We start from the raw sequence: 25,302 nt of genomic DNA, 5'->3' as shown, positions 1-25,302 counted from the left end.
CATGCTTCGACTCCGCAGCACGACAATTCTCTAAAAGATACCCAAAACCTCCCATTGGTACATTACAGCGAAATGTATGTAAATTACCACACCAACTTACCGACGGATTTATATAAATTGCCTTTTCTAAAAAAACTTTCTGAATGACACATACTACCTCCAATCCCAAGATACACGAAGGTCGAAATTTAAAACGATTTCGAGAAATGTTAGGAATAAAGCAAGATTTTCTTGCATTCGAGCTGGGTGAAGACTGGAACCAGCAAAGAATTTCTTTACTAGAACAGAAGGAAAAGATAGATTCCGGCATATTGGAACAAGTTGCGGCTATTCTTAAAATTCCTGCTGAGGCTATTCGGAATTTTGATGAAGAACAAGCTGTGAATATCATTGCGAATACATTCAATATTGATAAAGACGCTTACATTGGAAACTCAAATGGAACCTTCCATATCAATCCAATTGAAAAGATTATCCAAATTCACGAAGAAAAAATTGCGCTTTATGAGCGGATGTTGAAGGAGAAGGATGAGATGATGGGGCGGTTGGAGAGGTTGATTGAGAATAGGTAACACACCAGTTATGACAGCAGAAGAAAAGTACATTGAATTAGAGAAGAAACTCATTTTCGGACTTCAAAAGACTTTCGAAAACGTACTCGAATTTAAAAGACAAAAGAATTCTAAGCTTGTGGTAATGAGGGGCGACAAAATTGTGAAAATAAAACCTGAGGATTTTCATAAACTAAAAAGGTGACGTCAATCGATGGACAGACTGGAAACATATAAAGCTGCAATTGCCAAACTTTGTAAAATATACAAGGTGAATAGCTTATACGCATTTGGCTCAGTTCTGACAGACAATTTTGATGCCGAAAGTGACATTGATCTAATTGTAGACTTCGCTAATATGGAGGTTGAGGACTATGCGGACAATTACTTTGACTTCAAGTTTTCATTACAAGAGATTTTCAAAAGGCCGGTCGATCTCCTGGAAGAACAGGCCATTAAAAATCCATACTTCCGGCAGAATGTGAACCAGCAGAGACAGCTTGTGTATGGACATTGAGATCAAAACATGGCTGTATGACATGCTGAGTGCAATTGCTGAAATCGAAAGCTTCTTCGTCGATCGGCCAATGCAATTTGCCAACTATCAAGCAGATTTACGCACAAAACGCGCTGTTGAAAGGAACATTGAAATCATCGGCGAGGCGATGAACCGCATTATTAAGAAGGATAGCACCATTCAAATTACCAATTCACGAAAGCTTGTTGATGTTCGGAATCGCATCATTCATGGATATGATTCTGTATCGGATGAGGTTATTTGGGGGATTGTGGTTCGACATGTTCCGGTTTTGCGGGAGGAGATTGAAATTTTGCTAGAAAGTTAATATTGCCGCAAGCTTAAAAAGCCAAATGTTTGCTAGATAGGTGTTGAGGCAACTGTTGCGAAAATTCTTTTTAATTACTAAATAGAATTTACTTTGTCAAATTGACCATTCTCGTCAGGTGAAATTTATAAAAAGCATTTTCTTTTGGATTTGTAATCTTGTCTTGCTAGTAAGATGTAATAATTCAAAAGAAATAGAATCTACTCCGTCGTCATTTTTCAGGCAAAATCAATCAAAGCCCAATAAAGGCTTGATTGTCTTTATACATGGCATATTTGGTGATGCAAAAGATACTTGGGCCAATGAACAAACAGGAGCGTTCTTCCCAGAATTGATTGCTAGCGATTCTACGTTCGATGGATACGATGTTTTCATGTATGGCTTCTCCAGTCCGAAATTAGACGTAGCATTGAATATAGATGAACTTGGTGAAGATCTCCGAAGCACTTTTGATGACCAAAAACTTGCTAAATATGACAAGGTAGTTTTTGTATGTCATAGTATGGGCGGAGTGGTTGCACGTTCATTTTTAATTAAGTACAGAGAGAATTGGGCTAGCAAAATAAAACTTATTTACTATTACGCCACACCCACCAATGGCAGCCAATTAGCGAGTTGGGCGCGGTTGATCTCAAAAAATAAACAGTTAGAGAATTTACGAATCGAGAATGGTGATAGGTATCTGGCCGATCAGTATAGAGCCTGGTTGGCTGTCCCCACTCTAAGGGACATTCCTGCTTTTTGTGCATATGAGAAAAGAGAAACCTCCGTTGCAAAAGTTGTCGAATTTTCTAGCGCTTCTGCCATTTGTAATCGAGAACTTGATCCGATCGATGCGGATCACATGCAAATTGTAAAACCAAAAGACAATTATGCAAAACCATTTATAGTCCTTCGGAATGCTTTTAGAAAGACTTTCTATGAAAAGATTTCAACAAATAACTCTGAACAAAAAAGTTTCTCTAATCACTTAGACGAGCCTTCGAGATCCCAGCAAACAGATCAAGAAAAAAATGAAATATTGAAACAACTGGAGGAGATCAAATCTAGTCTAGGGACTCAGCAAGATTTGTCTACTTTCAAGAATACTAGCTACCCATTAAAGGATATTAACGATAGGACTTTAAACGTAGGGGACTTCTTTGAATATGTTACTATCATAAACGGTAATGTTCCGGAAAGAGAGAGAAATTTCTTCTTAATCGGAAAAATAAATAAGAACGACGATTGCATATTCACATACGACACAAGCGAAAACGACCCAAGAATGGCTATTAGTACCTTTGTTCTTGTGAATCAACAAATGAAAACTGTGGTTCGTAGAAAAATAGAGCCGCAATGGATAAAAAACAATTATCCTTCGCAATACAAAATTCTTACAAACAAGGCAATGACTGGTGGTTTAATTAAAGATTATGAGTAAGAATTGCCTTTAAAATTTCTTCTCAGCGATCCCAGTTTACCACTCCGCCAAAACCTTTGGAACAGGCCAACAGATTTTCTATTTTGATGGTTAATTAAAGTTAAAATGGCTTTCGAGTCGGCAACGGTGAAAATGATTGACCTACTTTTGAATGGAACTTAATCATTAGCCGTTAAATCAATTCACTATGGTCAAATTGCCAATATTGTTGGGTCTAATTTGCTTTGCCTCCATCAATAAGACTACTTTTTCAAACAGGCCATCAAGTCAGGATTTAAACATGCCCGCCGTTAGTGTTTCGGACACTGAGCCCCAGGTGAAATGCAATGGAATGGTCTATGACGACCAAAAGCAAGAAAGTACTTATGTAGGAAATGTATTTGTCAAGACCGAAAAATTTGAAGCTTCAAATGCTGCCAAAGCCGTTTACAATCATGCCACCAAAAAAATCACTGTGTATGGTTGCAAAGAATTTTCATTTACTGAAAAACTGATCATGAAGCCCGGAAAGAAGTTGGCCCATACCATAGAATATGTCCTAGGCGACGATAAGGCAATTCTATTCTAAACTGTTTGCCCGGATATGATTGAGGCTGTCCCATTAAACGAGACAGCCTCTTTCTATACTACTGCGACCACTTCGTCGGGAACCGATCCCAACGATGTTTCTTCAATGTTTCTGCCAAGTCAGCAGACAACCGCTCGCCATCGCTCGCTGTCACATTCGATTTCACGTGAGGCAATTTTCTCATACCCGGAATGGTTGTATGCACGTCTGGATTATTCAGGATAAACCGCAACGCAAGGTCAGGCATCGTCATTCCTTCCGGCAGATCGGCCCTTAATGCTTCTGCATGATCGACACTTGCATTCAGGTTTTCGGGTACGAAATAAGTGGACCGCCAGTCGTCGGCAGGGAAAGTGGTTTCCTTCGTCAAAGTTCCGGTAAGGGTACCTTCGTCGAATGGTACGCGGGCGATCACGCCAATGTCCATTTTCCGGCAAAGTGGAAATAAGTTATCCTCAGGTGCCTGATCAAATACATTATAGATAACCTGTACCGCGTCGATAAACCCTGTTTTCAGTGTTTCTAATGCATTATTTGGCTCCCAGCGATTGATACTGATACCCCAGCGTTCTACTTTTCCTTCCTTGGTCAGTTTTTGAATGGCTTCTTTCCATTCGTCCTCCTGTGCCCAGGCGTCTTCCCAAACGTGGAATTGAAGTAAGTCAATGCTATCGGTACCAAGGTTTTTCAGACTTTTCTCAGTGTATTCAACAATATAGTCAGCCGGAAACACCTCTTTTAATGACGAGTCTGCTCTGGAAGGCCATTGACGGTTTTTTGGAGGGATTTTGGTGGCGGCGTAGAGCTTGCGGTCCGGGTAGCGTTTGATGAGGTCACCCAATATCTGTTCGCTCAGGCCTTCGCCGTATCCCCAGGCCGTATCAAAAAAATTCACACCGGATTCAACGGCCAGGTTCAGTGAGTCATCGGTTTCTTTGCGGTCGGAGCCAGTCCAGCCTGCAAGTCCCCACATGCCGTAACCTATTTCGCTGATTTGCCAGCCACTACGCCCAAAACGACGATTTTGCATTGTATAATGATTTAGTGTTCCTCGAATAAAGAACAATATGGCGTCTTTTTAATGTTTAAGAAATACATTTGTAGGATTTATTTCGTAAACCTCAGAGGCGTTCTTCAAAAAATAAGTTAGGTGAAAGAAAAAGGGTTGATGACAAAAGCATTGTTAATGACAGTGAAAAGAATGGCCGGAATTGTATTGATCATCAGTATTTCCGCATGGTCCAATAAAAGTGAATCTTCCGATAAAATCACAGAATACTGTGCTACTTTTCATCAGATCCAGATGGATATCAGGGACCGTGTGATCACACCTGACTCCGGGCGGAAGGCTTTTGCTGCGGTTATGATCGACTTTCGGGCGGCTTTTAAAAGAGATAGCTGCCATGCTATCGACTCTTCCTATTTCGTTTATCCGGTCAGGTCCTATCTTCCGCAGGAATCTATAGGAGGAAAAGGGCGAGGGTACCGGGACGAAGGGTTCGATCTTTTTGATATGGACGCCAAAGGCAGTCACCCCGCACACGACCTGTTCGTTCGCGATAAAGACCAGGACAACATTGACGACCGTACCTGGAAACCTGTTGACGTGCTCGCTTTCACCTCCGGCGTGGTAGTGGCCACTGAAACTAGTTGGAAATACGACAGCGAATTCCGCGGTGGAAATTGGATATGGATTTACGATCCGTGCCTCGACGGCCTGTTTTACTACGCTCATAACAATATCGTGGAGGTACAGCCTGGACAATGGGTGAATGCAGGCGACAAGATCTCTGAAATGGGACGCTCCGGCTATAATGCCTACCAGAAGCGCTCTCCGACCCACCTGCACCTGATGTATCTGCAACTTAGTAGCGAGGGGTTGCCGACGCCATATAATACTTACGAATGGCTTAAAATTGCCACTGTGAAGGGATCTTTGGAGACAGAATGATTGGGAATGATGCATATAATTAATAAATTGTAGCTCACTCAGTTACTATTCCCATAAAAAACCTTCTATGAACAACCGCCGGTCCTTTTTTCGAAAAAGTGCCGCCCTCGGTATGGGCGCATTTGGCATCGACAGCCTTTACAACCAACTCCACGCAGAAGATTTCGCGGAGGCAGAAAAGCTTTGGAACCCCAATAGCGACGACAATGAAGCCTATTGGTCGACGATTCAGGACGCGTACACGGCAAGCAAAAGTGAGATCATCATTTTAAATAACGGAGGTGTTTCCCCGTCGCCACTCGTGGTGCAGGAAGCATTGGAGAAATATAACAAAGCCGCTGCGCAAGGCCCTTCCTACTATATGTGGAGGATCATTGACAAAGGCCGGGAGCCATTACGTCAGCGGTTGGCAAAACTGGCTGGCTGCGATGCGGAGGAAATCGCCATTAACCGTAATGCTACCGAAGCGCTGAACACCATTATTTTCGGGTTACCGCTTCAAAAAGGTGACGAGATCATTGGTACCATTCAGGATTATCCGAACATGATCCAGGCGTGGAAGCAACGCCAGATGCGTGACGGGCTGGTTTATAAACAGTTGTCATTTGATTTTCCGATCGAGGATGACGATCAGATTGTGAAAGCCTACGCCGATGCGATTACACCGCGAACCAAAATTATCCATGTTACCCACATTATCAACTGGGTGGGGCAGATCATGCCGGTCAAAAAGATCTGTCAAATGGCGCATAGCAAAGGCATTGAGGTCGTTGTCGACGGCGCGCACACTTTTGGGTTGCTGGATTATAAGATCACCGATCTGGAATGTGACTACTTCGGAACGAGCCTTCATAAATTTTTGAGTGCTCCGGTGGGCAGCGGAATGATGTGGATAAAGAAAGATAAAATCGAGAAAATATGGCCATTGCTTTGCAACAGTGAACCTAAAAGTGCGAATATTAGGAAATTTGAAACATTAGGTACCCGCAGTTTCTGCATTGAACAAGCGATAGGAGAGGCCATTAATTTTCAGGAAGGAATTGGCTCCAAAAGAAAGCAGGAACGCGTGCATTACCTGAAAAAATATTGGGCTGAAAAAGCATTACAGATTCCCGGCGTCAAGATCCATACTTCGCTGAAACCTGAATATTCCTGCGCCATTGCCGGGGTAAGTATCGACGGAATGAAGCCCGAAGAGCTGGACAGCAAATTGATGAAGGACCACATGATCCATACCGTGGGCATTAACTGGGAAAATATTCATTGCGTGCGTGTAACCCCGCATGTATACACGAAATTAAGCGATCTGGATAAGCTGGTGGGGGCATTGGAGAAAATCGCCAAGAAAGCATAACCTAAACGCGAATCCCCCCGACGCGGCACCGTCCGAACGCGGCACCGTCCGAACGCGGCACCGTCCGAAAGTATAGAAAGCATAACCGGCACTTTGGAAGGTGTGGTTATGCTTTCTTTTTTGAATTATTTGAATGAAAACCGCTTGTAACAAGCAAGGATTTTAAATCCCGCATTTCAACCACTCGAGCGAATAACATTTCACTGCCAGCGTTATTGGAAGTATTTTTAAATATTCGTCAGCAGAAAAACCAAAGCTATGACACAATTACGAAAAGGGTCTTTTATTAAGAAGGCCAAAGACATTAGTATCAGCGGGGCGTTGGCCCTCGCGATTTTATCAGGAGGCGGCATGATCAGCTCCTGCTCGTCCGATGAGGACGAATCGGCATACAGCTATGAGGAAACGAGTTATTCCAAAGGTATCCGCTCCCACATTAAGGAAGTGAAACCCGGGGAATTCAAAATAACCGATGAAGAAAGCGTCGACGCTAAGCAATCCGTCGCCATTGTTACCTATCTCGACGGGCACACCGATTCGCTCAGTACATCTGCGGCCAAGGCATTGATAGATGAAGAAATTCGGACCAATAATTCCTACGTAGGACATCACAGTGGACTTTCTACAATGCTCCTTTACGGGGGAATGGGTTATTTTCTGGGAAGAAACTCCGGTAATTCTTACATGAACAACTACCGCGCCAACGACAATGGCCGTTCACGAGGCTTTTACAGCAGCCCCGCTACCTACGACCGGTCGCAAAGCGCGGTACAGCAAGTAAATGCTTCACGGGCCACGCGGACCGTTACTACTCGTCCGGCTGGAGGCAGAAAAGGATTTTTTGGAAGGCTATCCGGCGGCAGAAGCGGAGGATAAAAAACAATGATATGGTGAAATTAAAATCTCTTGCAGGGCATCCCGAACATGCACTCAAAAACGCAGGCTGGGAATGGATGCTAGGCACTGACACCACTGAATACGTGGTCAGTGATATGGTAGTTGTCAATGATACTCAGGCGAGCCAATATTACGAAGCGGCCAACACATTGTATGACATGCTCGTAGAAGCCGGGCAATATGCCATTGACCATGATCTTTTTAAAGAAATGGGTATTCCGGCAAACCTGATCGACCTCATTAAACTTTCCTGGGAGGACGACAGGCAGGTTCATCTTTACGGACGGTTTGACCTGGCAGGTGGGATCGACGAAGAGCCGGTTAAGCTGATCGAATTCAATGCGGATACTGCCACCTGCATTCCTGAAACGGCTGTGGTACAATGGGCGCACCTGCGCATGAACGGCCTGGACGATTCCAGTCAGTTCAATACACTTTATGAAACATTGGTCAGCCAATTTCAGTATATCAGGGAAATCAATGCAGATCTTAGTCCGTCCATTCTCTTCTCTACGATGCGTGGCTCTGCCGAAGACGATACCAATGTGGCCGTGTTGACAGAGGCCGCCAAGGAGGCAGGATTTGATACGGATTTTGCATTTGTGGACGATGTCGAGTTTTCGAACGGTGAGGGGATTTTCATGCAAGATCCGGTAACAGGCAACTTTACCCGTTTTGATTTTTGGTTTAAACTGGTTCCCTGGGAGTACATTGGCGATGACGAGCCAGAACTAGGCGCCGTGCTGACCGACATTGTAAAAAACAGGAAGGCCGTCATTCTCAACCCGGCGTATACCTTATTATTTCAATCCAAATACATTTTGAAAGTGCTGTGGGACCTGTACCCTTACCACCCGCTGCTTTTGCAAACCGAACGGTATGCGCTACCTCACAAGAAGTCAGTGAGTAAGGTGCTATTCGGCAGGGAAGGCGCGAATGTTTCGATTCTTGAAAAAGGCGGGGAAGTATCCGAAAGTGTGGAGGGAGAATATGAAAACCAGCCCAGGATCTACCAGGAATACCAAACTTTCCCGACGGATGCTGCGGGTAACTCTTACCAGGCGGGCGTGTTTTTTGCTGGCGAAGCTTGTGGCTTAGGCTTCCGGCGTGGTGGCAAAATTCTGGATAACACAGCCCAGTTTGTAGGGCATGTCGTGGAGTAATGTTTTGTTTAATGTCTCTGAATCAATGTGGTAAGTGGAACACGGCATGCGAAATATCCGACAAATTGACCGCAGGCTAATATAATCGACCGTTTGCTAATCTTTTTGATAAAAAATCGTTTTGTAAAGCAAAGTTTGTGATATCAACACCCGCACAGGCGCTGTTATTAAAAATTACAAGGTTGCTTTCAAAACAGATAGCGGCACATTGATTCTGAAATTCTTAAACACAACCGTTATGATACACGAGAAAATTTTTCAATTAAAAAGTGGACGCGAGGTCAAAGTCGTTGTCAAAGGGTACTTTCTAAATGACAACCCTCAGCTCAGTACCGAATATGAGATCTTAATAAAAGAGCCGAAAGAAAAATATTTCCGTACACCGATCGGAATCGATCATCCGCAATATTGGAAAATGAGAAGGTCGAGTGTACAGCAGGCCAAACTGATCATGTTGGAATACAGCGGTATTTCTCAAAGACAGATTAATCAGGTTATTTCCGAATTCAATCGCGTACTTAGCTACCCACCGGCACAAATAGGCCTGCATTATGAAAAAGAGCTAGTGTAACACTTAAACACACTATATGATTTAGAATCACACGCATTTCGCTTAAAAACCGGGCAGACCAGAGAGAATGTAACACTACATTCTCGCTGGTCTGCCCGGTTTGCATTGATACCTATTGACGAACATTTCCCCCACTGGTAATTAGAAAGGTTTTTTGCTAACTTGGGCTTTCAAGCGACCCGCCAAACCTACCCATGCAAAAGAATAGAAACCTCTATATGGCGGGTTTATTAATGCTCATCGCTGGTTTGCTGTTGTTTTTCAAGTACCGCCATCGCTTCGGTATTGTCGCTTCTCCCACCACCATTACCGACAAGACGTCCGTAGAACCAGTTCTGGGAACTTATGACAGAAGTGGGAAACGGTCTGCTAAGTTGCCCGAAAGCATCCGGCATTTCGCCATTCAGCTAGGGTCAAGCATTGATCAGCAGGACATGAGGGCTAAGCTTTTTAGTAACCCTGATGAGGACGTATTGATCACCGTTGAATCTGGCGGGGACCATGTGCTTGCCCGCGTAGTCGACGGAGATCTGGATGGAATGATCAAGTCGCTTTGCGAAGCATTTCCCAAAGAAAATAAGCATATTTATCTGCGCTGGAACCCCGAAATGGAAGTTCCTGTAAAACGCTACTCCTGGCAATACCAATCGCCTGGCGACTACGTCAAAGCATTTCAGCATTTTTCGCGAGTTTGTAAAAAGGCTTCTCCGTCTTTGAATATAGTATGGGGCCCGGCTGGTTACCCGGGAACCGAAGAATACTGGCCCGGTATCGAGGCCGTCGATATGGTAAGCATTACACTTGATAGCCAATCGGAGCTGGCAGCAACAATATATCCTGTTGAAAAAGATAGGGTTATTGATATCAGAAGAAAAATTCATCGCGTCCGGTTTATGGACAAGCCACTGTTTATCCTGGGTTCAGAAAGGATGAAATCTGATTCCAATTTGAGGAAGCAATTGGCGGAGGCGATCAGGCAAACAGAAAAAGAGGCGGCTTCTATTTACGTGACATTTGGGAAATCAGTGGACGTTCACCAATACAGTGACGCAAAGAGCAAGCCGCTCGTGGGCGTGTATGATCCAAAACAGTTGCTTTTGAAATCTCCGGCAGTTGGTGTTGAGCACATTTTTACGGATTTGAAGAGCATCCAGGATGGCACATTCGAGAAGGAGCTCACCGATATTGTGCAGAGAGGGCACGAGGCCATCGTATCGATAGAGCCCTGGCGGGATACCAAAATCAGAACGGATACTACCAATGTGTTGCTTAACACGATTAACGGTGTGTATGATCTCGAATTTAATGAGGTATTCAGGGTTATTGCTGACGCGAAAAAAACAGTATATCTCCGGTTTGCACATGAAATGGAGATTCCCATTCATCGCTACTCCTGGCAAAGTCAGGACCCGGTGTTGTACATTAAGGCATTTCGCTATTTTATGTCATTGCAAAAAAAAGGTACAACTAATGTCCGAAAGGTTTGGGGGCCAGCTGGCGACCGTGGTGCTATGGAATGGTGGCCGGGTGGAGATGTGGTGGATTATGTCAGTATAGCGATCTACGGCCTGCCCGATAAAAATATTACAGAACCAACCAGGCAGGAATCGTTTGAAACCATTTATAATCGCAAGGATGCCCGGGTGCGTTTAACTGGTAAGCCGTTGTTTGTGACCGAATTTGGCGTAAAGGGGCCGGAAGATTTTCAACGTAAATGGATGGAAAATGCGGCCCGAATGATCAACGAACACCACGAAATTGCAGGTGTCTGCTACTTCAACCTCGCCGACAATCCCAAGGTTTGGGGGGATATTCCCGCGCCAGACTGGGGGATCAGTAAGGCAACATTTGATCACTTTGTTCAAACACTTTCGAATCGTTAAGCGGTCGGCCGGAGTTATAATTTGGCTGGACGCAGCGGGGTATTCAATGTTGATTCGACTATGTCGACGACAACGGATTGTCTGATCACGAATAGATATAGCTGGTAGATAGAAGGGTGGGGGGGAGTATTGAGAACGACTTTGGGGCCACCACCAATGTTCTGCATTTCAATTGGATTGTTGAAACCATCTGTGCGGATAAGCTTCCATTCGAATTGCAGATCTTTTGTAAGCGAATCGACTAAAACCCATTGCCCATTTTTTTGAATGATGGCGTGATAGGTAAGCTGGGTGCCGGGAACAGTGCTGGCAGCAGGTTTAAGTATTTTAATCTTAGGTATTGAACCGGGCTCCTTACTGTTTTTCCAAAGATGGCTCATCAATTGTAACGAAAACTTGCTTCGACCGGAATAGTCTATTAATCCGTCAAAATTTACCAGTCCTTTCGTTTGTTCATCCTGCCAATTAGAAATGAATGCGCCGATGTTGGGGCTGAATGCCTCCTGGTAATGCGAAATATCAGTATAGCTCAAAAAATAGGGAGCAGGTAAATATTGCGGAATGTTGCTGAATAGTTTTTCATCTGTCAACGTGAGACCGAATGCGGCAATGTCCGGCAGGTATTGATGCAGCACACGCATTGTTTCTGATAAATTCTTCTCCAAGCCAATGTCCAGTGTCACCGGTCTGCCGGGGTCTGTGTTTCTAATGTCTTCCGACAATTGTTTGATCCAGAGCAGATATGCTTTCTGTTGCAGAACGTCGTCAGCATTTGCAGGATTGGAAGGTATCTTTTGTAAAATGGCATTACCAATGTTCCACGAAATGATTTTCGTTTTAGCACCAAGGTTAGCCACAGTGCGGACGATTTCATTGTGCAGATGGGATAGCTTCTCCTGGTCCTTCACAAAATCAATATCATTCGGAATCCAGAAGCCGTAATGGATATTCATGTCCATGTTATCGGCCGCTTTCAAAATATTGTAATCGTAAATGCCAGGGCCATAATGCTTAATGGTATTGATACCGGCCTGTTTCATTCGTGTGAAATCCCGCACAAGTTCTGATTTAGTAAAAGCGGGATACCTGTTCGCCCATTCATGTCCCTTCTTGTAATTGACCCCTCTTGTCCCTGAGAAAAAAGCATGCGGCGTGACCTTATCTGGCACAGTATCCAATGCGGAATAAGGTATTCCTAATGCATTACTCAGTTTTCGAAAGTTGGTTTCTGTGTTACCAGCCTCTGCTTTTTTGGCATGTGTCTCATTTTTTATGGCCTGATGTATACTCTCGTCTTCACCAGATCTGAAACGCGTGATGTAAATGAGTATACCGATCAAAAATACTACCAGCGACAATGCGGAAGTCCTTACTCCGGAATAAATATGTCGACGGACAATCCAAAAATAGCCTTTCAGTTTCTGGATCCATATCATCACTACATTCAGCGAATGATAACGTGTCCTTAAAATGCGAAATTGCTGCTGCCTGCTAGCTGCAATATTGAAACACATAAAGAAACAGTTCATTCCCGCAAAACCAGCCATTATAATGTTGTACGGATTCCAATCAGTATACAGCCCATAGGCGATAGCAACCACCGAAAGGGCCAATACTGCAAGATTTGGAATATTAAGCGGCCAATTATTCGCTTCATTGCCGTCCTTGGGCGTAGGTACATAAGGTACTTTTTTGTCGAAAATGGTGTACACAAAACCCAGAATGAAGATCCACCAGGTGCCGATCATTAATAATCCCCCTACAATGTGGAAGCCTCTTTCCTCGTCTTCCATGACCCACCATTGAACAAAATGACGGATCAGGACGATAGCGGCGATGAGTGGCAATACCACCAGCCCAAAATCTTCAATGTTGATATGCATGGGACTAACGCCGATGAACAACGAAAATATCGGGATCAGGAAGTTGATCAGGAAAATAAACCCGGACATATAATGCAGTGGAATGACACCGTAATGTAGCTTTTGCTGCCAGGTAAACTGGCTGAAAAGCTTGGGATAAACGTGTACGAATAAGTCAAAAACACCGCGTGACCACTTTAACTGCTGTTTGTAGTAAGCGGAAAGTGTGGAGGGTACAAGACCTTTCGCAAGCACCGCAGGTACATATACGGAACGCCAGCCCTTCGCGTGCAACTGCATGGAGGTGTGCATGTCTTCCGCCAGCCCGGCCGCATGCCCGCCGATGGATTCCAACGCGGTACGACGAAATGTACAGTTTGCACCAATGGCGAGAACAGTACCATATCGATTCATGGTCATCATCATCGGGCCATAAAACTGGTAAGTCTGCTGCGCGGCACCCTTGGCGATCAATCCTTCGTCATTGTTTTTGTAAGCCTGCACGATCTGCACATAACCGATTTTGGGATTATTGAAATGTGAAATGATGGGGTCGAGGAAATCCGGAAAAGGAACGTGATCGGGGTCGAGCACCACGCATAGCTCACCGGTTGACTGGCGTAGGGCATTGTTGATATTACCAGCCTTGGCGTCGCGCTTGTCGGTGCGCGTCACGTGATGCACGCCGAGGTCCAGGCATACCTGACGCAGGTAAGGATCATTGGCCTCGTCGCATAGGTAGGTTTGGTGCGGGTAGGTGATGGTCTGTATCGCCGTAAGCGTTTCGAGGATCATTTCGTAAGGCTCGCCCGCGCAGAATGTTGTGAAAATATCTACCGTATATAATTTGGTCAGCGGCGGGGTTTTGGGTACTGTGATATAGAAATAATGGCACCATTCATGCAGTATTTTCAGGCAGGTGAAAACAAATGCAATGATCAGCATCCAATACAATGGTGCATACCCTCTGACAGCCGGGGATAGCATTGTGTTTAGGAAATATCCTATGGCCAACACACCGAGAAAAATCATCAGCCGTAAAAGTAACAACTGTTTGCGGGACGGTGGTTGGACGTAGTGCGGTTGGTTCATTTGTCGCTGACAACGTAAAAAGGTGTGTTGCAGGACGCAAAATGGCCGCAATGGTCGTAAATCGTCGCAAACAGCCGATAAGGCCCTTCCTCTGAGGGTGATACAAACTGGGTATGCAAACCGCTGCCAGCCGGGATTAAATGATTCAGCGGACGGAGCTTTTTAATGTTGTTCATTTGATTTTCCTGGTACCAATCCTCTTTGAATAGCTGCCATTTAACGCTTTTGACATCCTTGTGCCCAGCGGACATCAGCACTTCCGCAGATGCTGTTGCACCCGGGTTGAGCATGATATTGTCACGTGCCCCTTTTTGGTTGAGCAACATATATTGGACTTCGGGGTACTTTACCTTCGAGGGTTTGCCTGACCAGATGTACTGCATGGTCGCTACGGTTTCCGAACTTTCGCCGGTTTCGTCAAATATGCTGAACCAGGTATGCGTGGTTTCCTGCTTATGGCCCCAGAAAAATGCACATGCGCCAATGAGGCGTGGATCTTCCACAGGCAATTCCTGCTGGTAACGTTTCAGGTAGACGTCGGCTTTTTTCTTGCTAGTGTTTTCAATAAATGCGCCCCAGGCGGTTTCCTCTGCGCCATGCCAGGGGCCGTCGATTCCCCATTCCAGTAAAAGATAGGGGCCGTTCCAAAACCATGAAAAGCCTGCAAGGTCGTTTCGGAGATTTTTTAGATTACTGAAAATATTAAACGAAATCACATCAATATCACACAGCAGTTGAATGTTGGCAATGTATTTACTGTTAAAGTTCAGCACCGTCGTTGTCACCGGGTGATCCGGATCTTCCCGGTGTATCATGTCCGTAAGATCATTGAAATCTTCGTAAAAATGTCTGTAAATCAATTTGTATGGGAAATCCAGTTCGTTACCCAAGCACCACATCAGGATGGCCCGATCGCCCTTATGCTTTCTGACAAGTGATTGTAACGCCCGGTAACGGATGCGGATAATAGCAGGGTCCTGGTATTGCCCGATGTCATTGTTGTTGGGTATCGGCAATCCTACTATCACGGCAAGATCGTGGGCGCGCGCGCTGTCCAGGATCTCGTCCAAATGCGTGGTATCCCAGGTACGAAGCGTATTTCCGCCTGCTTGCTTTAATTCACTGAAATGAGAAAAGCCGGCTGCACCCTTGATTGTAAAAGGCTTTCCGTCGCGATAGATCGTGTATTTGCCATTTTCCTGACGTATGCGTACAGCACTATTTTCCTCTTTCGTTGGCTCGGGACCGGAGCAATTAACAAAAGCAGCAAATAGCAGTAATGGAAATAGTTTGTGAATCTGAGCGTATACTTTTGACAATGCCGGTCAATTTAATATCACTGATCTGTGTTGGAGGGTACTTTAAGCTACTAATTAACTAAAAAATGAGGTGATAGTAAAATTGAATTATTTCATACCTTTATATTCATGTTTTTGGTTTACTAAATTATGAATTATTGTTTACATAAAAATGAAGGAAGATTCACTCTCGAATAAAGCATACACCGAACTCAGAAAAAAAATACTGTCTAATCAGCTCACATCCGGTACCAGGCTCAAAGAGGATGAATGGTCGAAGAAGCTGGACGCCAATCGTATGGCTATTCGTGAAGCGCTGACCAGGCTACTGGGTGAGCAGCTGATCGTGCAAGGGGAAAAAGGTGGTTTTTTTGTCAAAACGCTTACCATTGAAGATAGTCACAAGATCAGGGAGCTGCGTGAAATACTGGAAATTGGTGCATTGCGACTGCTGATCCAGAAAATAGAAGCGCCTCAGATAGAAGAGCTGGATCGGATATGTGACGACTTTACGTCTATGGTAGAGCGGGGGTATTTTGGCGGTGCTTGCGAGGCGGACGTCAAATTTCACGAAACTTTGATCGAATGTGCTGGTAATGAAAAGCTTGTGGATTTGTACAGGGCGAGCAACATTCCATTGTTTCACCAGAAGCTGGGCAAAACCCAAACACATATGGATGATTACGAACTCACAGACGCGGAGCATCGTGAAATCATAGCGGGTATCAAAGCAAGGGATGTAAAGCGGGCAGAAGATGCCTTGCTGAAACACCTGATCCGGGGTGAGGTAGCATCCATGGACCTCGCCTGAGCCGTTGTCGTAGCTAGTAAATTTATAAGAATACATAGTAGAAGCCGGTACCTGCGTGGGTATCGGCTTTTTTTGTTGGTTTACACACCAAATAATTTTTGGTAATCTCTCAGGTAGCAGTACGGACTTTCGCGGAAACCCCGATCAGGCGTTTATAATTTCACAAAAACCAATTTGAATAATTTTTCCTGAATTTTTTTGTTGACAAAAAAATAATATATTTGTTGACATAAAATCATGATAATCGTCTGCCTATGAGAAAACCCCTGCGTCGTTTCTTGTCTTTTGAGTTTCCCATTAGTCCCATTTATCGTTCAGAAAACTTTGGATATGAAAAAATATTTAGACCCATTGAGGCTTCATGCTCTGAATCCCTCACCTATAAAAACCTTTTTCCTTAGCCGCTCACTCGTCCTTCCGTTACTACTGCTGTTGCTTCTTATTATAACACTCAATCCTGCTCATGCACAGCAGGTCAGGAAAGTTTCAGGCAGGGTGCTCGACCAGAAAGGCGCGCCGGTGCCCGGAGCTTCGGTCATCATCAAGCAGTCGACACAGGGAGGTATTGCCGACAAGGACGGGAAATTCAGCCTGTCGGTGCCGGATCATGCTAATGTGCTGGTGATTTCTTACATCGGTATGAAAACACTGGAAGTTGAAATAGGTAGCCGCACTGATCTCAGTGACATTACACTTTCAGAGGAAAGTGTCGGTCTGCAGGAAGTGGTCGTGACGGCGTTAGGAATTGAGCGGGCAGCGAAAACACTGACTTATTCAACACAAAAAATTGGAAGTGAGCAGATTAACGAAGTAAGAGATGCAAACTTCACGAATACATTGTCCGGTAAAGTAGCCGGATTGACCATTACTCCATCGTCGAGCGGTCCCGGTAGCGCTACCCGCATTATCCTGCGTGGAAACCGGTCTATCCAAGGAACAAACAATGCATTGATCGTGGTCGACGGTGTTCCTATTGACAACTCAACGATTTCGGGACAGGTAAGAAATGACTCCGGTGACGACAACCGCGGGAATAGCGGAAGCGATGGCGTTGCAAATCTTAACCCCGATGACATTGAATCCATTAACATTCTGAAAGGGGCGGCAGGTGCTGCATTATATGGAAGCCGCGCTGCCAATGGGGTCATGATGATCACAACCAAAAAAGGTAAGAGCGGTGCATTGAGCGTCAATGTGAATTCAGGCGTATCATTTGACAAAGCATTGACTTCCCCAAATCTGCAAAATCAGTACAGCCAGGGTGCCGGAGGCATTTATTCCGCATTGGGGACAGGCAGCTGGGGAGCTGCGATCACCGGCCAGAGCGTGACCGACTGGGCCGGAAAAACAGTGCCGCTACAAGCCTATCCTGACAATATCACCGATTTTTACAGAACCGGTATTTCGACCAATAACGCCATCGGCGTGAGTGGCGGAACCGAAAAAATGACGACTTATTTTTCCTATGCCAATAACAATGCAAATGGTATCGTGCCGACTAACAGCCTGACTAGAAACACATTCAATGGCAGGTTGGGCATTAACATCACCAGCAAATTATCGGTAGACGCCAAGATCACCTACACCTTGCAGAAGATTAAAAACAAGCCTGGCGTGGGCGGGGACGGCTTTGTTGTGGCCAACCTTTCGCATATCCCGCGGTCGGTGAACCTGGAAGATCTGAAAGACTACAAGACGGTGAGTTCCACAGGGATTGAAACCCAGCGGTACTGGACGAATCCTGACCCGGTTTACATGAACCCGTACTGGACGATTTACAATACTAAACATTTGGAAAACAGAAGCAGGGTGACTTCGCTGATCGCGGTGAAATACAAATTTACAGACTGGCTGAACATTCAGGGAAGGATCAGTTCCGATAGCTATAATGATTTCAATACACACAGTTATACCAATAATACAGCCAATTACGCCCGTTTGCCGGGAGGATATTATGCAGAGGAAAATGCGCTGGTGAGTGAACGCAACATTGATATCTTGCTAAACGGAACCAACAATATTACCAAAGACATTAAGATCAATTACAACGTCGGAGGCTCCATGTTGCTTCGGAATCTGCGACGGAGAGTGAACTATGCCGACGGCCTCGGTATCCCGAACAAGTTTGATCTTGGCTTCGCGACTAACCTGGGTGTAACATCCAGTACCAGCAAAAGAGACCTGCATTCAGTGTACGGAACGGCGCAATTTGCATTCAAAGACTATTTGTTCCTTGATCTGACGGCTCGTAATGACTGGTCGAGCACATTGCCAGAGCCTTATTCTTACTTTTATCCATCGATCGGCCTTTCAGGTATTTTGTCGGAAATGGTACATTTGCCGAATTGGGTGAGCCTTGCCAAAGTACGGGCTTCGCTGACCAAGGTTGGTAATGATGCAGACCCTTATCTGATCAACCAAACGTATACGTATAGTAGGGGATCGTTCGGAGGGTTTGTTTCCAGCAGCCCTACCAAATCCATTGGGAACCTGAAACCCGAGCTAACCCAATCCATAGAGTTTGGTACAGACTGGCGGTTCATGGAAAACCGGTTTGGCATTGATGTGACTTACTATAAAACCAATTCAAAAAACCAGCTGCTGACGGTGAGTGCGCCGGCTTCATCCGGTTATGCTTCGCGGTATTTCAATGCAGGGAACATTCAGAATACCGGTGTGGAAGTGGTTTTGTCTGCCAAGATCCTGCAAAGCGACAAGTTTACCTGGAACATGGGGCTGAACTACGCCTTGAACCGTAACAAAGTAATTGAACTGGATCCACGGGTTCCTCGTGTGTACCTGGGTTCGGGTACCAATGTGCGCACCGCGACGCCGCTGGTGGTGGAAGGCCAGAGCTATGGTGATATGTACGGATATAAATGGAAGCAGTTGAACGGGCAGTATATGGTGGATGCGAATGGTGTTCCGGTGAAAACGGATGCCATTGAAAAGGTTGGAAATTATAACCCGAAATTCACCGCAGGATTCAGCAATAATTTCTCTTATAAAAACTGGACATTAGGTCTTCTGATCGATGGGAAATTCGGAGGAATCGTCACTTCCGGCTCCGCTGCGCAGAATGCCTACTTCGGAAATGCCGATTACACCACCCAGTATAGAGATGCTGGGTCGTGGGTTTTGCCAGGTGTGAATGCCGAAGGTACTACCAACAACACGGCCATTAATGCAGAAAAATTCTGGACGACGGTTTCGCAAAACAACTATTCGTGGGCGGAGTTTTTTACTTACGATGCTACGGCTGTGCGTGTACGCGAGCTGACATTCGGTTATGAGTTCAAGGGACTTCCCAAGTTTATCAAAGCTGCCAAGATCTCATTCGTGGCCCGTAACCTGTTCTTTATTTACCGCGGTGATGCCATTCTGGATATTCCGGGCATAGGCAAACGGAAAATTGATTTTGACCCCGAGGTGAGCATTGGTAACAGTAACTACCAGGGTGTCGAGTACAACAACCTGCCCGCTACCAGGAGCATGGGATTGAACCTTAAACTTTCATTTTAATTAAAACAATGACGGTCATGCATGACAAGATACATAAATATTATTGCCTGTCCCTGGCTTCGCTGCTGCTGTTATTCGTGGGCGTAGGCGGCTGTACAGATGATTTCGATGCGATCAATACAGATAATACCAAACTAGGGTCTGTAAGTGCGACGGAGTTTCCATATATGTTTGCCAATGCGCTGATGACTACCACATTAGCTCCCAATGATTTTGAAATTGGTGAAGGAACAGTGGCAGGTGTTTACTCTCAGTTTTACTCGCAGGCGGCCATGTCCTTCCCGACAGACCGTTACGTGATCAAGCAGGAATGGATGCCCGCAGCCTGGAACCCGGTTTACATTTCGGCTGCACCTCAGCTGAAAACCATTATTGAAAAAACAGACGAAAAGCTGGCTGAGAATGCGATCGCGAAAGTGTGGTGGGTGTGGATGTTCCATCGCGTAACCGACTACTTTGGTCCGGTGCCGTATTTTGATGCGGCTAATGGCAAAGATGCAGTCGCATTTACGCCCCAGGACTCGATCTATTATGATTTTTTCAAAAAATTGCGGAACGCTTCGACCGTTCTGAAAGGCGCTGGCACTGCTACTCCTTATGACAAATTTGACCTGGTTTATAACACAAAAGGAAATCAGTCACCAGCTGCCTGGGCGAAATTTGCGAATACTTTGCGTCTTCGGTTAGCATTGCGCATTTCCAAAGTGAATCCGGCACTCGCCAAGCAAGAAGCGGAAGCAGCGGTGGCCGCGGGTGTGATGACTGCCATTACGGATGATGCTTATATGCCCAAATCCAGCACGGTTTATAACGAAAGGAATGGTCTGTCGCAGATTGTGGCGTGGGATGAGCTTCGGATGAGTTCATCGATGGAGTCCATTATGAAAGGTTACGACGATCCACGTATGCCGATTTATTTCCAACCAGCCACATTCACGGGCAAGTTCGACGGGGTGAGAAATGGATTGCTGGTGGTTGAAAAACAAATGGACATTAATTCCAGAAAATTCAATTCCAACCTCGGATCGCGCTGGGCGACTAATGTCGGCAATGGCAATTTTACGGCCAATTTTGCAACTCCTCAAAACATCATGCACGCAGCAGAAGCCTACTTTTTAAGAGCGGAAGGTGCATTGAATGGCTGGAATATGGGAGATAATGCACAAAACCTGTACGAAACCGGTATCAAAATGTCGATGGCGCAATGGGGGATTACGGACCAGGCGGCGATTACCAAATACATCAGTAATCCCGCTATCCCGATCGCACCGCAGGATGGGCAGAATTCTCCGCCCGTTAACAACTATCCCGCCAAATGGGCAGCTTCTGCGGATATGAACCGTAAACAGGTCGCACAGCAAAAGTGGCTCGCGCTCTTCCCCGACAGCATGGAAGGGTGGGCAGAAGTGCGCAGATCGGGCTTGCCGGAACTGTACACCATCGTGCACAGCGAAAATCCGGACCTGCCGGAAGGCAAGCGGATTCGCCGCATTCCGTTCCTGGATACCGAAAAGCAAACCAATTCCGACGCCGTCGCCAAAGCGGTCAAATTGCTGAATGGCCCCGACAATGCAGCGACGCCGTTGTGGTGGGATAAGAACTAGTTTTTGATTCTGACCTGCCCTTGTCACCCTGAGGGATAATTAACAGCGCGAAAAGCAATATTAATGACTTTAAAGGTTGTCATCTGAGCGGAGTCGAAGGTTGTTACTAGCACGATACCGCGCCTTTAGCATCGTGCATAGCCCTTCGACTGCGCTTAGTGTGACAAGTTAAGTGTCTCATTATTAATTAATTAAAAAATATGTCAATGGTAGCTCAGGGTGACAAAAAATACACCAGGAATGCCGAATCGTTTGTTAACCTGCCCGGTACTACGTGGGTTGGATTTGAGGCAATAGGTTAATTATTAATAGATTATATTGATTAAAAATTTATTGAATATGCGAGGGTTCTTTCATCAGCTGTGTCTTTTTTGCGTTTTTACAATCCCTGTCCTTGCTCAAAAGCAACCTGTTTTATTCCCCCAACCTGAATCCATTTGGTACCAGTCTGGAATTTTGCCGCTCTCGAAAATCTCAATCGCTGTCCCATCCAATGCTCCCAAGGACATTGCGTTCGCGCTCAATGAATTGAAGTCCATCATTCAGGAACGTTATGGTCAAAAGGCCGTGGGAGCTTCCTCGCCAGCAGTTGCTACCTTTCAGTTTTCAGTAAAAGAAAAAGGGCATGAACTGCCGGAAGTATCCGAAACCACCCCGGGTAGCCATCGGGAGCATTATAAACTGAGCATTACCCCGCAAAAAATCCAGATTGAAGCTATAACCTCGGCAGGACTTTATTACGCGGTTCAGACCATTCGCCAAATGATAACCGGTAGTGGCAAAGCTGCTTACATTCCCTGTGCCACCATTGCGGATCAGCCGAAATTAGCATTTCGGGGTGTCATGATGGATTTCGCGCACGGCGGCTTGCCGACTGTGGATGAGATCAAAAAGCAGATTGATTTCCTGGCGCTCTGGAAAACTAACCAATATTATTTTTACAATGAAGTGAGCATTGAATTGAAAGGATTTCCAACGGTTGCCTATCAGTCGGGTTATACGCAGGAGCAGATCAAAAGTATCATTGCTTATGGAAAGGAGCGGCATATGGATGTGGTTCCGTTCCTGAATTTGTACGGGCATTTGCATGAATTGCTAAGAAATGAAAAGTACGCCGACCTCGCGATCGGGCAGTACGGGCACGAGCTTGATCCGCGCAAACCCGGCGCTAATGTGCTCCTGAAAGACTGGATCAAGCAATATACCGACCTGTTTTCAAGTCCTTTTATCCACGTAGGGTTTGATGAGACCTGGGAAACGAAAAGGATTGCGGATGACAAAGACGGAAAGATCAATTCGGAAGAACTGTGGCTGCAGCAGCTCACATTTGTTCAGAATGAATTGAAAAAATATGGTAAAACGGTCTTGGCATGGACGGATATGAACAACTACTATCCCGACATTATGAAGAAACTGCCGAAAGAGGTGATACCTGTCATTTGGGAGTATAAGCCTGATACCGTTGAGATCAACCGCTACCTCAATCCGGTTCTCAAAGAAAAAAAGCCGTTTTTTATACAGCCCGCTGTCTCTGGCTGGGGACACATTTATCCCGACGCTGATTATACCTATACCAACATTGGTCTTTGCCTGAAAGCCGGTATGAAGAACCATACATTAGGCTTCATACACTCCGTTTGGACGGATGCGGTGGAGCCGTTTGTACGCTCATCGTGGTTATTTATGGCTTATGGGTGCATAGGCGCGTGGCAGGGGCAAGTGCCTGACAAAACTAAATTTACCGAAGCATACAGCGCCATTCTATACCCGGAAGTCGCGGATGAAATGCACAAAGCATTTGATTATTTGTCACAATCCAATGTGTATCTGGATAAATGTCTAGGTAAAAATACCAACGGAATGCCGCGTGGTACCATCATCGAAAGCTGGTCGAATCCGTTTCTGCCTTACTACCTTAAAAATACGAACGAGCACGCGGATGATTTCCGTAATGCCCGCAAAATGAGTGAGGAGGCGCAGGGGCAACTGATCCTGGCGCTGGCCAAATGCAATAAAAAGGATAGTGCTTTTATTAAATCGCTGCTAGTGGCCGCCCGGCTGATGACCTACTCCGCTACCCGCTACCTCTGGGCCAAAACGATATGCTATCGCTGGGACGAATCGATGTTGCAGCGGAAGAAAAATGATTTTGTGGTATACGACATTACCCATATTTGTCACGGACTGCTCATTGACGTCATCGATGAAAATGGGGAGCTGAAAACCGCATACCAGCAAGCCTGGCTGTCCGAGAACATGCCATACCGGATGAACACCATTCTGGGGAGATTTGATGTAGAATATGCATTGTGGCAGAAACTGTTTCTGAAAGTGAACGATTACCGCATTCAAAACAAGCCGGAGCATGTTGCAGATCAATCATTTCAAGCGCTATTCAAGCCCGATTTTTAACTCTGATTTTTGACTCAATGAATTTAAGAATGGTCTGGTAGGTTAGAGTCGAATATTTTTGTAAACTATTTTATATATTTTTTGTAAACAAAAATTTAATTAATACATTTGAATTAGTGACCCTTTTAAGCGTGCTATGTTATTCGCCGATCTGAATTACCCGTCCATTAATCAGCAAAAAGACGCTGTTATCTTGCTTCCGCTGGGAGCAATTGAGCAGCACGGCCCGCACATGGCGGTGGCAACGGACACGGATATTGTAACATACATCGCCCGGCAGGCGGAGGCAGCATTGCCGGACCAGGTACTGCTTTGCCCAACATTGCCTTTTGGATCTAGTCATCATCATTTATCATTCGGTGGCACGATCAGTCTCAGCCCTGAACTTTATACACAGGTTATCACCGATCTGGTGGGATCGTTTTTGAAAAATGGATTTAGAAAAATAGTACTGCTGAATGGTCACGGTGGCAACATTACACCAGTCAAACAAGCGCTGGCGGTGCTGAGCAGAGATTATGATAGAGCATTGCAGCCCAACATTGCGCTCGTGACATACTGGGAGCTGGGCGGAAAGCCATTTGCCGGAGAGCCGCCCATGGAAAGTCCGGCGCTAAGTCACGCCTGTGAGTACGAAACCAGTATGATGCTGCATCTTTTTCCGGAAAAAGTACGAATGAACAAAGCCCAGCGAGCCGCCCGACCAGAAAGCAATGGATACATTCCCTGGGAAGACGACGAAGCATACCGAGGCGTAACGCTTTTCAAACAAACAGCATTTATTTCCAGCAACGGCAGCAGCGGAGAGCCGCAACTGGCGACAGCGGAAAAAGGCGAGCATTTGGTTGGGAAGGCGGTGGAGGCGTTGGTGCAGTTTCTGGGGGAGTTTAGGGAGTGGGGGTTCTTAGGAGGGTTTTGACCATTGACCACTTTGTCACACTGACGATAGACCACTTTGTCGCACTGAGCGGAGTCGAAGTGTAAGAAGCACGATGCAAAAAAACGCTGTGCCAAGCCAGAAACGTGCTTCGACCGCGCTCAGCATGACAAAGCGGTTCAGGGTGACATTATAGTTAAATATAAAGCTAAAAACTTTCCAAAATGAAACTCGAAATAAAACACCCCGATAAAAATGTGAGTACCGGCGCTTATTCAGCCGGTGTTTTAAAAAACGGCTTACTATTCATCAGTGGCCAGGGACCGCTGGATTTGAAAACCGGGACTGTCATCCACGGTACCATCGAGGAGGAGACATTACTGACGCTGGAACATGTGAGAAAAGTAGTGGAAGCGGCGGGCGGTAGCAATGATGACATTGTGAAATGTACGGTCCATTTGGAAGATATCAATGATTTTGACCGGTATGATGTGGCCTATGGCTCATTCTTTACCGGAATTCGTCCGGCCAGGACTACCGTGCAGTCGGTACTGTCCGACGGGATCAAGATTGAGATCGACGCCATTGCGGTGATCGGGTAATTGTCGGGCATAAATG

Annotated in this window: 20 protein-coding genes; 17 read left to right on the top strand and 3 right to left on the bottom strand. The window is 45.5% G+C overall.

Annotation, left to right across the window (positions count from 1 at the left end):
- Positions 1-143: 143 nt before the first annotated feature.
- The 5 genes from ABIO93_RS08365 (at position 144) to ABIO93_RS08345 (ending at position 3,387) form a co-directional block, all read left to right on the top strand.
- Positions 144-572, top strand: a complete 429-nt coding sequence (locus tag ABIO93_RS08365; RefSeq protein WP_348066449.1) for a helix-turn-helix transcriptional regulator — start codon at positions 144-146, stop codon at positions 570-572.
- Between the two features lie 193 nt (positions 573-765).
- Positions 766-1,068, top strand: a complete 303-nt coding sequence (locus ABIO93_RS08360) for a nucleotidyltransferase domain-containing protein (RefSeq protein ID WP_348066447.1) — start codon at positions 766-768, stop codon at positions 1,066-1,068.
- Positions 1,058-1,396: a HepT-like ribonuclease domain-containing protein gene (locus tag ABIO93_RS08355; protein ID WP_348066445.1), complete on the top strand. Its 339-nt coding sequence runs from the start codon at positions 1,058-1,060 to the stop codon at positions 1,394-1,396. The genes ABIO93_RS08360 and ABIO93_RS08355 overlap by 11 nt, the downstream gene beginning before the upstream one ends.
- Before the next feature lie 118 nt (positions 1,397-1,514).
- A complete protein-coding gene (locus tag ABIO93_RS08350) occupies positions 1,515-2,819 on the top strand; it encodes an alpha/beta fold hydrolase (RefSeq protein WP_348066443.1) in 1,305 nt (434 codons plus the stop codon).
- 280 nt (positions 2,820-3,099) lie between these two features.
- Complete coding sequence (locus ABIO93_RS08345) at positions 3,100-3,387, top strand: hypothetical protein (RefSeq protein WP_348066441.1); 288 nt, start codon at positions 3,100-3,102, stop codon at positions 3,385-3,387.
- Positions 3,388-3,445: 58 nt separating this feature from the next.
- Here the strand turns inward: ABIO93_RS08345 and ABIO93_RS08340 are convergent, their stop codons facing one another.
- Positions 3,446-4,417, bottom strand: a complete 972-nt coding sequence (locus tag ABIO93_RS08340) for an aldo/keto reductase (RefSeq protein WP_348066439.1) — start codon at positions 4,415-4,417, stop codon at positions 3,446-3,448.
- 120 nt (positions 4,418-4,537) lie between these two features.
- Here ABIO93_RS08340 and ABIO93_RS08335 point away from each other — a divergent pair, with 120 nt between their 5' ends.
- The 6 genes from ABIO93_RS08335 to ABIO93_RS08310 all read left to right on the top strand — a co-directional run bounded on the left by ABIO93_RS08335 (position 4,538) and on the right by ABIO93_RS08310 (position 11,206).
- The gene (locus ABIO93_RS08335) at positions 4,538-5,338 is read left to right on the top strand and encodes a M23 family metallopeptidase (protein ID WP_348066437.1); all 801 of its coding nucleotides are present in this window, start codon (positions 4,538-4,540) and stop codon (positions 5,336-5,338) included.
- Positions 5,339-5,405: 67 nt separating this feature from the next.
- Entirely contained in the window at positions 5,406-6,692 is a 1,287-nt protein-coding gene (locus ABIO93_RS08330; protein ID WP_348066435.1) for an aminotransferase class V-fold PLP-dependent enzyme, read from the top strand.
- Positions 6,693-6,950: 258 nt separating this feature from the next.
- Positions 6,951-7,568, top strand: coding sequence for a hypothetical protein (locus tag ABIO93_RS08325; RefSeq protein WP_348066433.1), 618 nt, complete (start codon positions 6,951-6,953; stop codon positions 7,566-7,568).
- A gap of 11 nt (positions 7,569-7,579) precedes the next feature.
- Positions 7,580-8,752: a glutathionylspermidine synthase family protein gene (locus ABIO93_RS08320; protein ID WP_348066431.1), complete on the top strand. Its 1,173-nt coding sequence runs from the start codon at positions 7,580-7,582 to the stop codon at positions 8,750-8,752.
- Positions 8,753-8,990: 238 nt separating this feature from the next.
- Positions 8,991-9,323 carry a hypothetical protein gene (locus ABIO93_RS08315; RefSeq protein ID WP_348066429.1) on the top strand — a complete coding sequence of 111 codons (333 nt, stop codon included), beginning with the start codon at positions 8,991-8,993 and terminating at the stop codon, positions 9,321-9,323.
- A 194-nt stretch (positions 9,324-9,517) separates the two neighbouring features.
- The gene (locus ABIO93_RS08310) at positions 9,518-11,206 is read left to right on the top strand and encodes a hypothetical protein (RefSeq protein ID WP_348066427.1); all 1,689 of its coding nucleotides are present in this window, start codon (positions 9,518-9,520) and stop codon (positions 11,204-11,206) included.
- Positions 11,207-11,220: 14 nt separating this feature from the next.
- Here the strand turns inward: ABIO93_RS08310 and ABIO93_RS08305 are convergent, their stop codons facing one another.
- Both ABIO93_RS08305 and ABIO93_RS08300 read right to left on the bottom strand, forming a co-directional pair.
- Positions 11,221-14,055 carry a glycosyltransferase family 2 protein gene (locus ABIO93_RS08305; RefSeq protein ID WP_348066425.1) on the bottom strand — a complete coding sequence of 945 codons (2,835 nt, stop codon included), beginning with the start codon at positions 14,053-14,055 and terminating at the stop codon, positions 11,221-11,223.
- A gap of 101 nt (positions 14,056-14,156) precedes the next feature.
- Positions 14,157-15,479 carry a hypothetical protein gene (locus tag ABIO93_RS08300; RefSeq protein ID WP_348066423.1) on the bottom strand — a complete coding sequence of 441 codons (1,323 nt, stop codon included), beginning with the start codon at positions 15,477-15,479 and terminating at the stop codon, positions 14,157-14,159.
- Positions 15,480-15,630: 151 nt separating this feature from the next.
- Between ABIO93_RS08300 and ABIO93_RS08295 the strand changes: the two genes are divergently transcribed.
- The 6 genes from ABIO93_RS08295 to ABIO93_RS08270 all read left to right on the top strand — a co-directional run bounded on the left by ABIO93_RS08295 (position 15,631) and on the right by ABIO93_RS08270 (position 25,286).
- Positions 15,631-16,269, top strand: coding sequence for a GntR family transcriptional regulator (locus ABIO93_RS08295; protein WP_348066421.1), 639 nt, complete (start codon positions 15,631-15,633; stop codon positions 16,267-16,269).
- A 330-nt stretch (positions 16,270-16,599) separates the two neighbouring features.
- Complete coding sequence (locus ABIO93_RS08290) at positions 16,600-19,791, top strand: SusC/RagA family TonB-linked outer membrane protein (protein ID WP_348066419.1); 3,192 nt, start codon at positions 16,600-16,602, stop codon at positions 19,789-19,791.
- A 17-nt stretch (positions 19,792-19,808) separates the two neighbouring features.
- Positions 19,809-21,395, top strand: a complete 1,587-nt coding sequence (locus ABIO93_RS08285) for a SusD/RagB family nutrient-binding outer membrane lipoprotein (RefSeq protein ID WP_348066417.1) — start codon at positions 19,809-19,811, stop codon at positions 21,393-21,395.
- A gap of 339 nt (positions 21,396-21,734) precedes the next feature.
- Positions 21,735-23,807: a beta-N-acetylhexosaminidase gene (locus ABIO93_RS08280; protein ID WP_348066415.1), complete on the top strand. Its 2,073-nt coding sequence runs from the start codon at positions 21,735-21,737 to the stop codon at positions 23,805-23,807.
- A 136-nt stretch (positions 23,808-23,943) separates the two neighbouring features.
- Entirely contained in the window at positions 23,944-24,726 is a 783-nt protein-coding gene (locus tag ABIO93_RS08275; RefSeq protein ID WP_348066413.1) for a creatininase family protein, read from the top strand.
- A gap of 182 nt (positions 24,727-24,908) precedes the next feature.
- Entirely contained in the window at positions 24,909-25,286 is a 378-nt protein-coding gene (locus ABIO93_RS08270) for a Rid family hydrolase (RefSeq protein WP_348066411.1), read from the top strand.
- Positions 25,287-25,302 lie beyond the last annotated feature (16 nt).

It is taken from the genome of Dyadobacter sp., assembly GCF_039919315.1.
Taxonomy (GTDB): Bacteria; Bacteroidota; Bacteroidia; order Cytophagales; family Spirosomataceae; genus Dyadobacter.
Note: the sequence above shows the minus strand (reverse complement) of the source record. Positions and strands in the feature narration are given on the sequence as shown.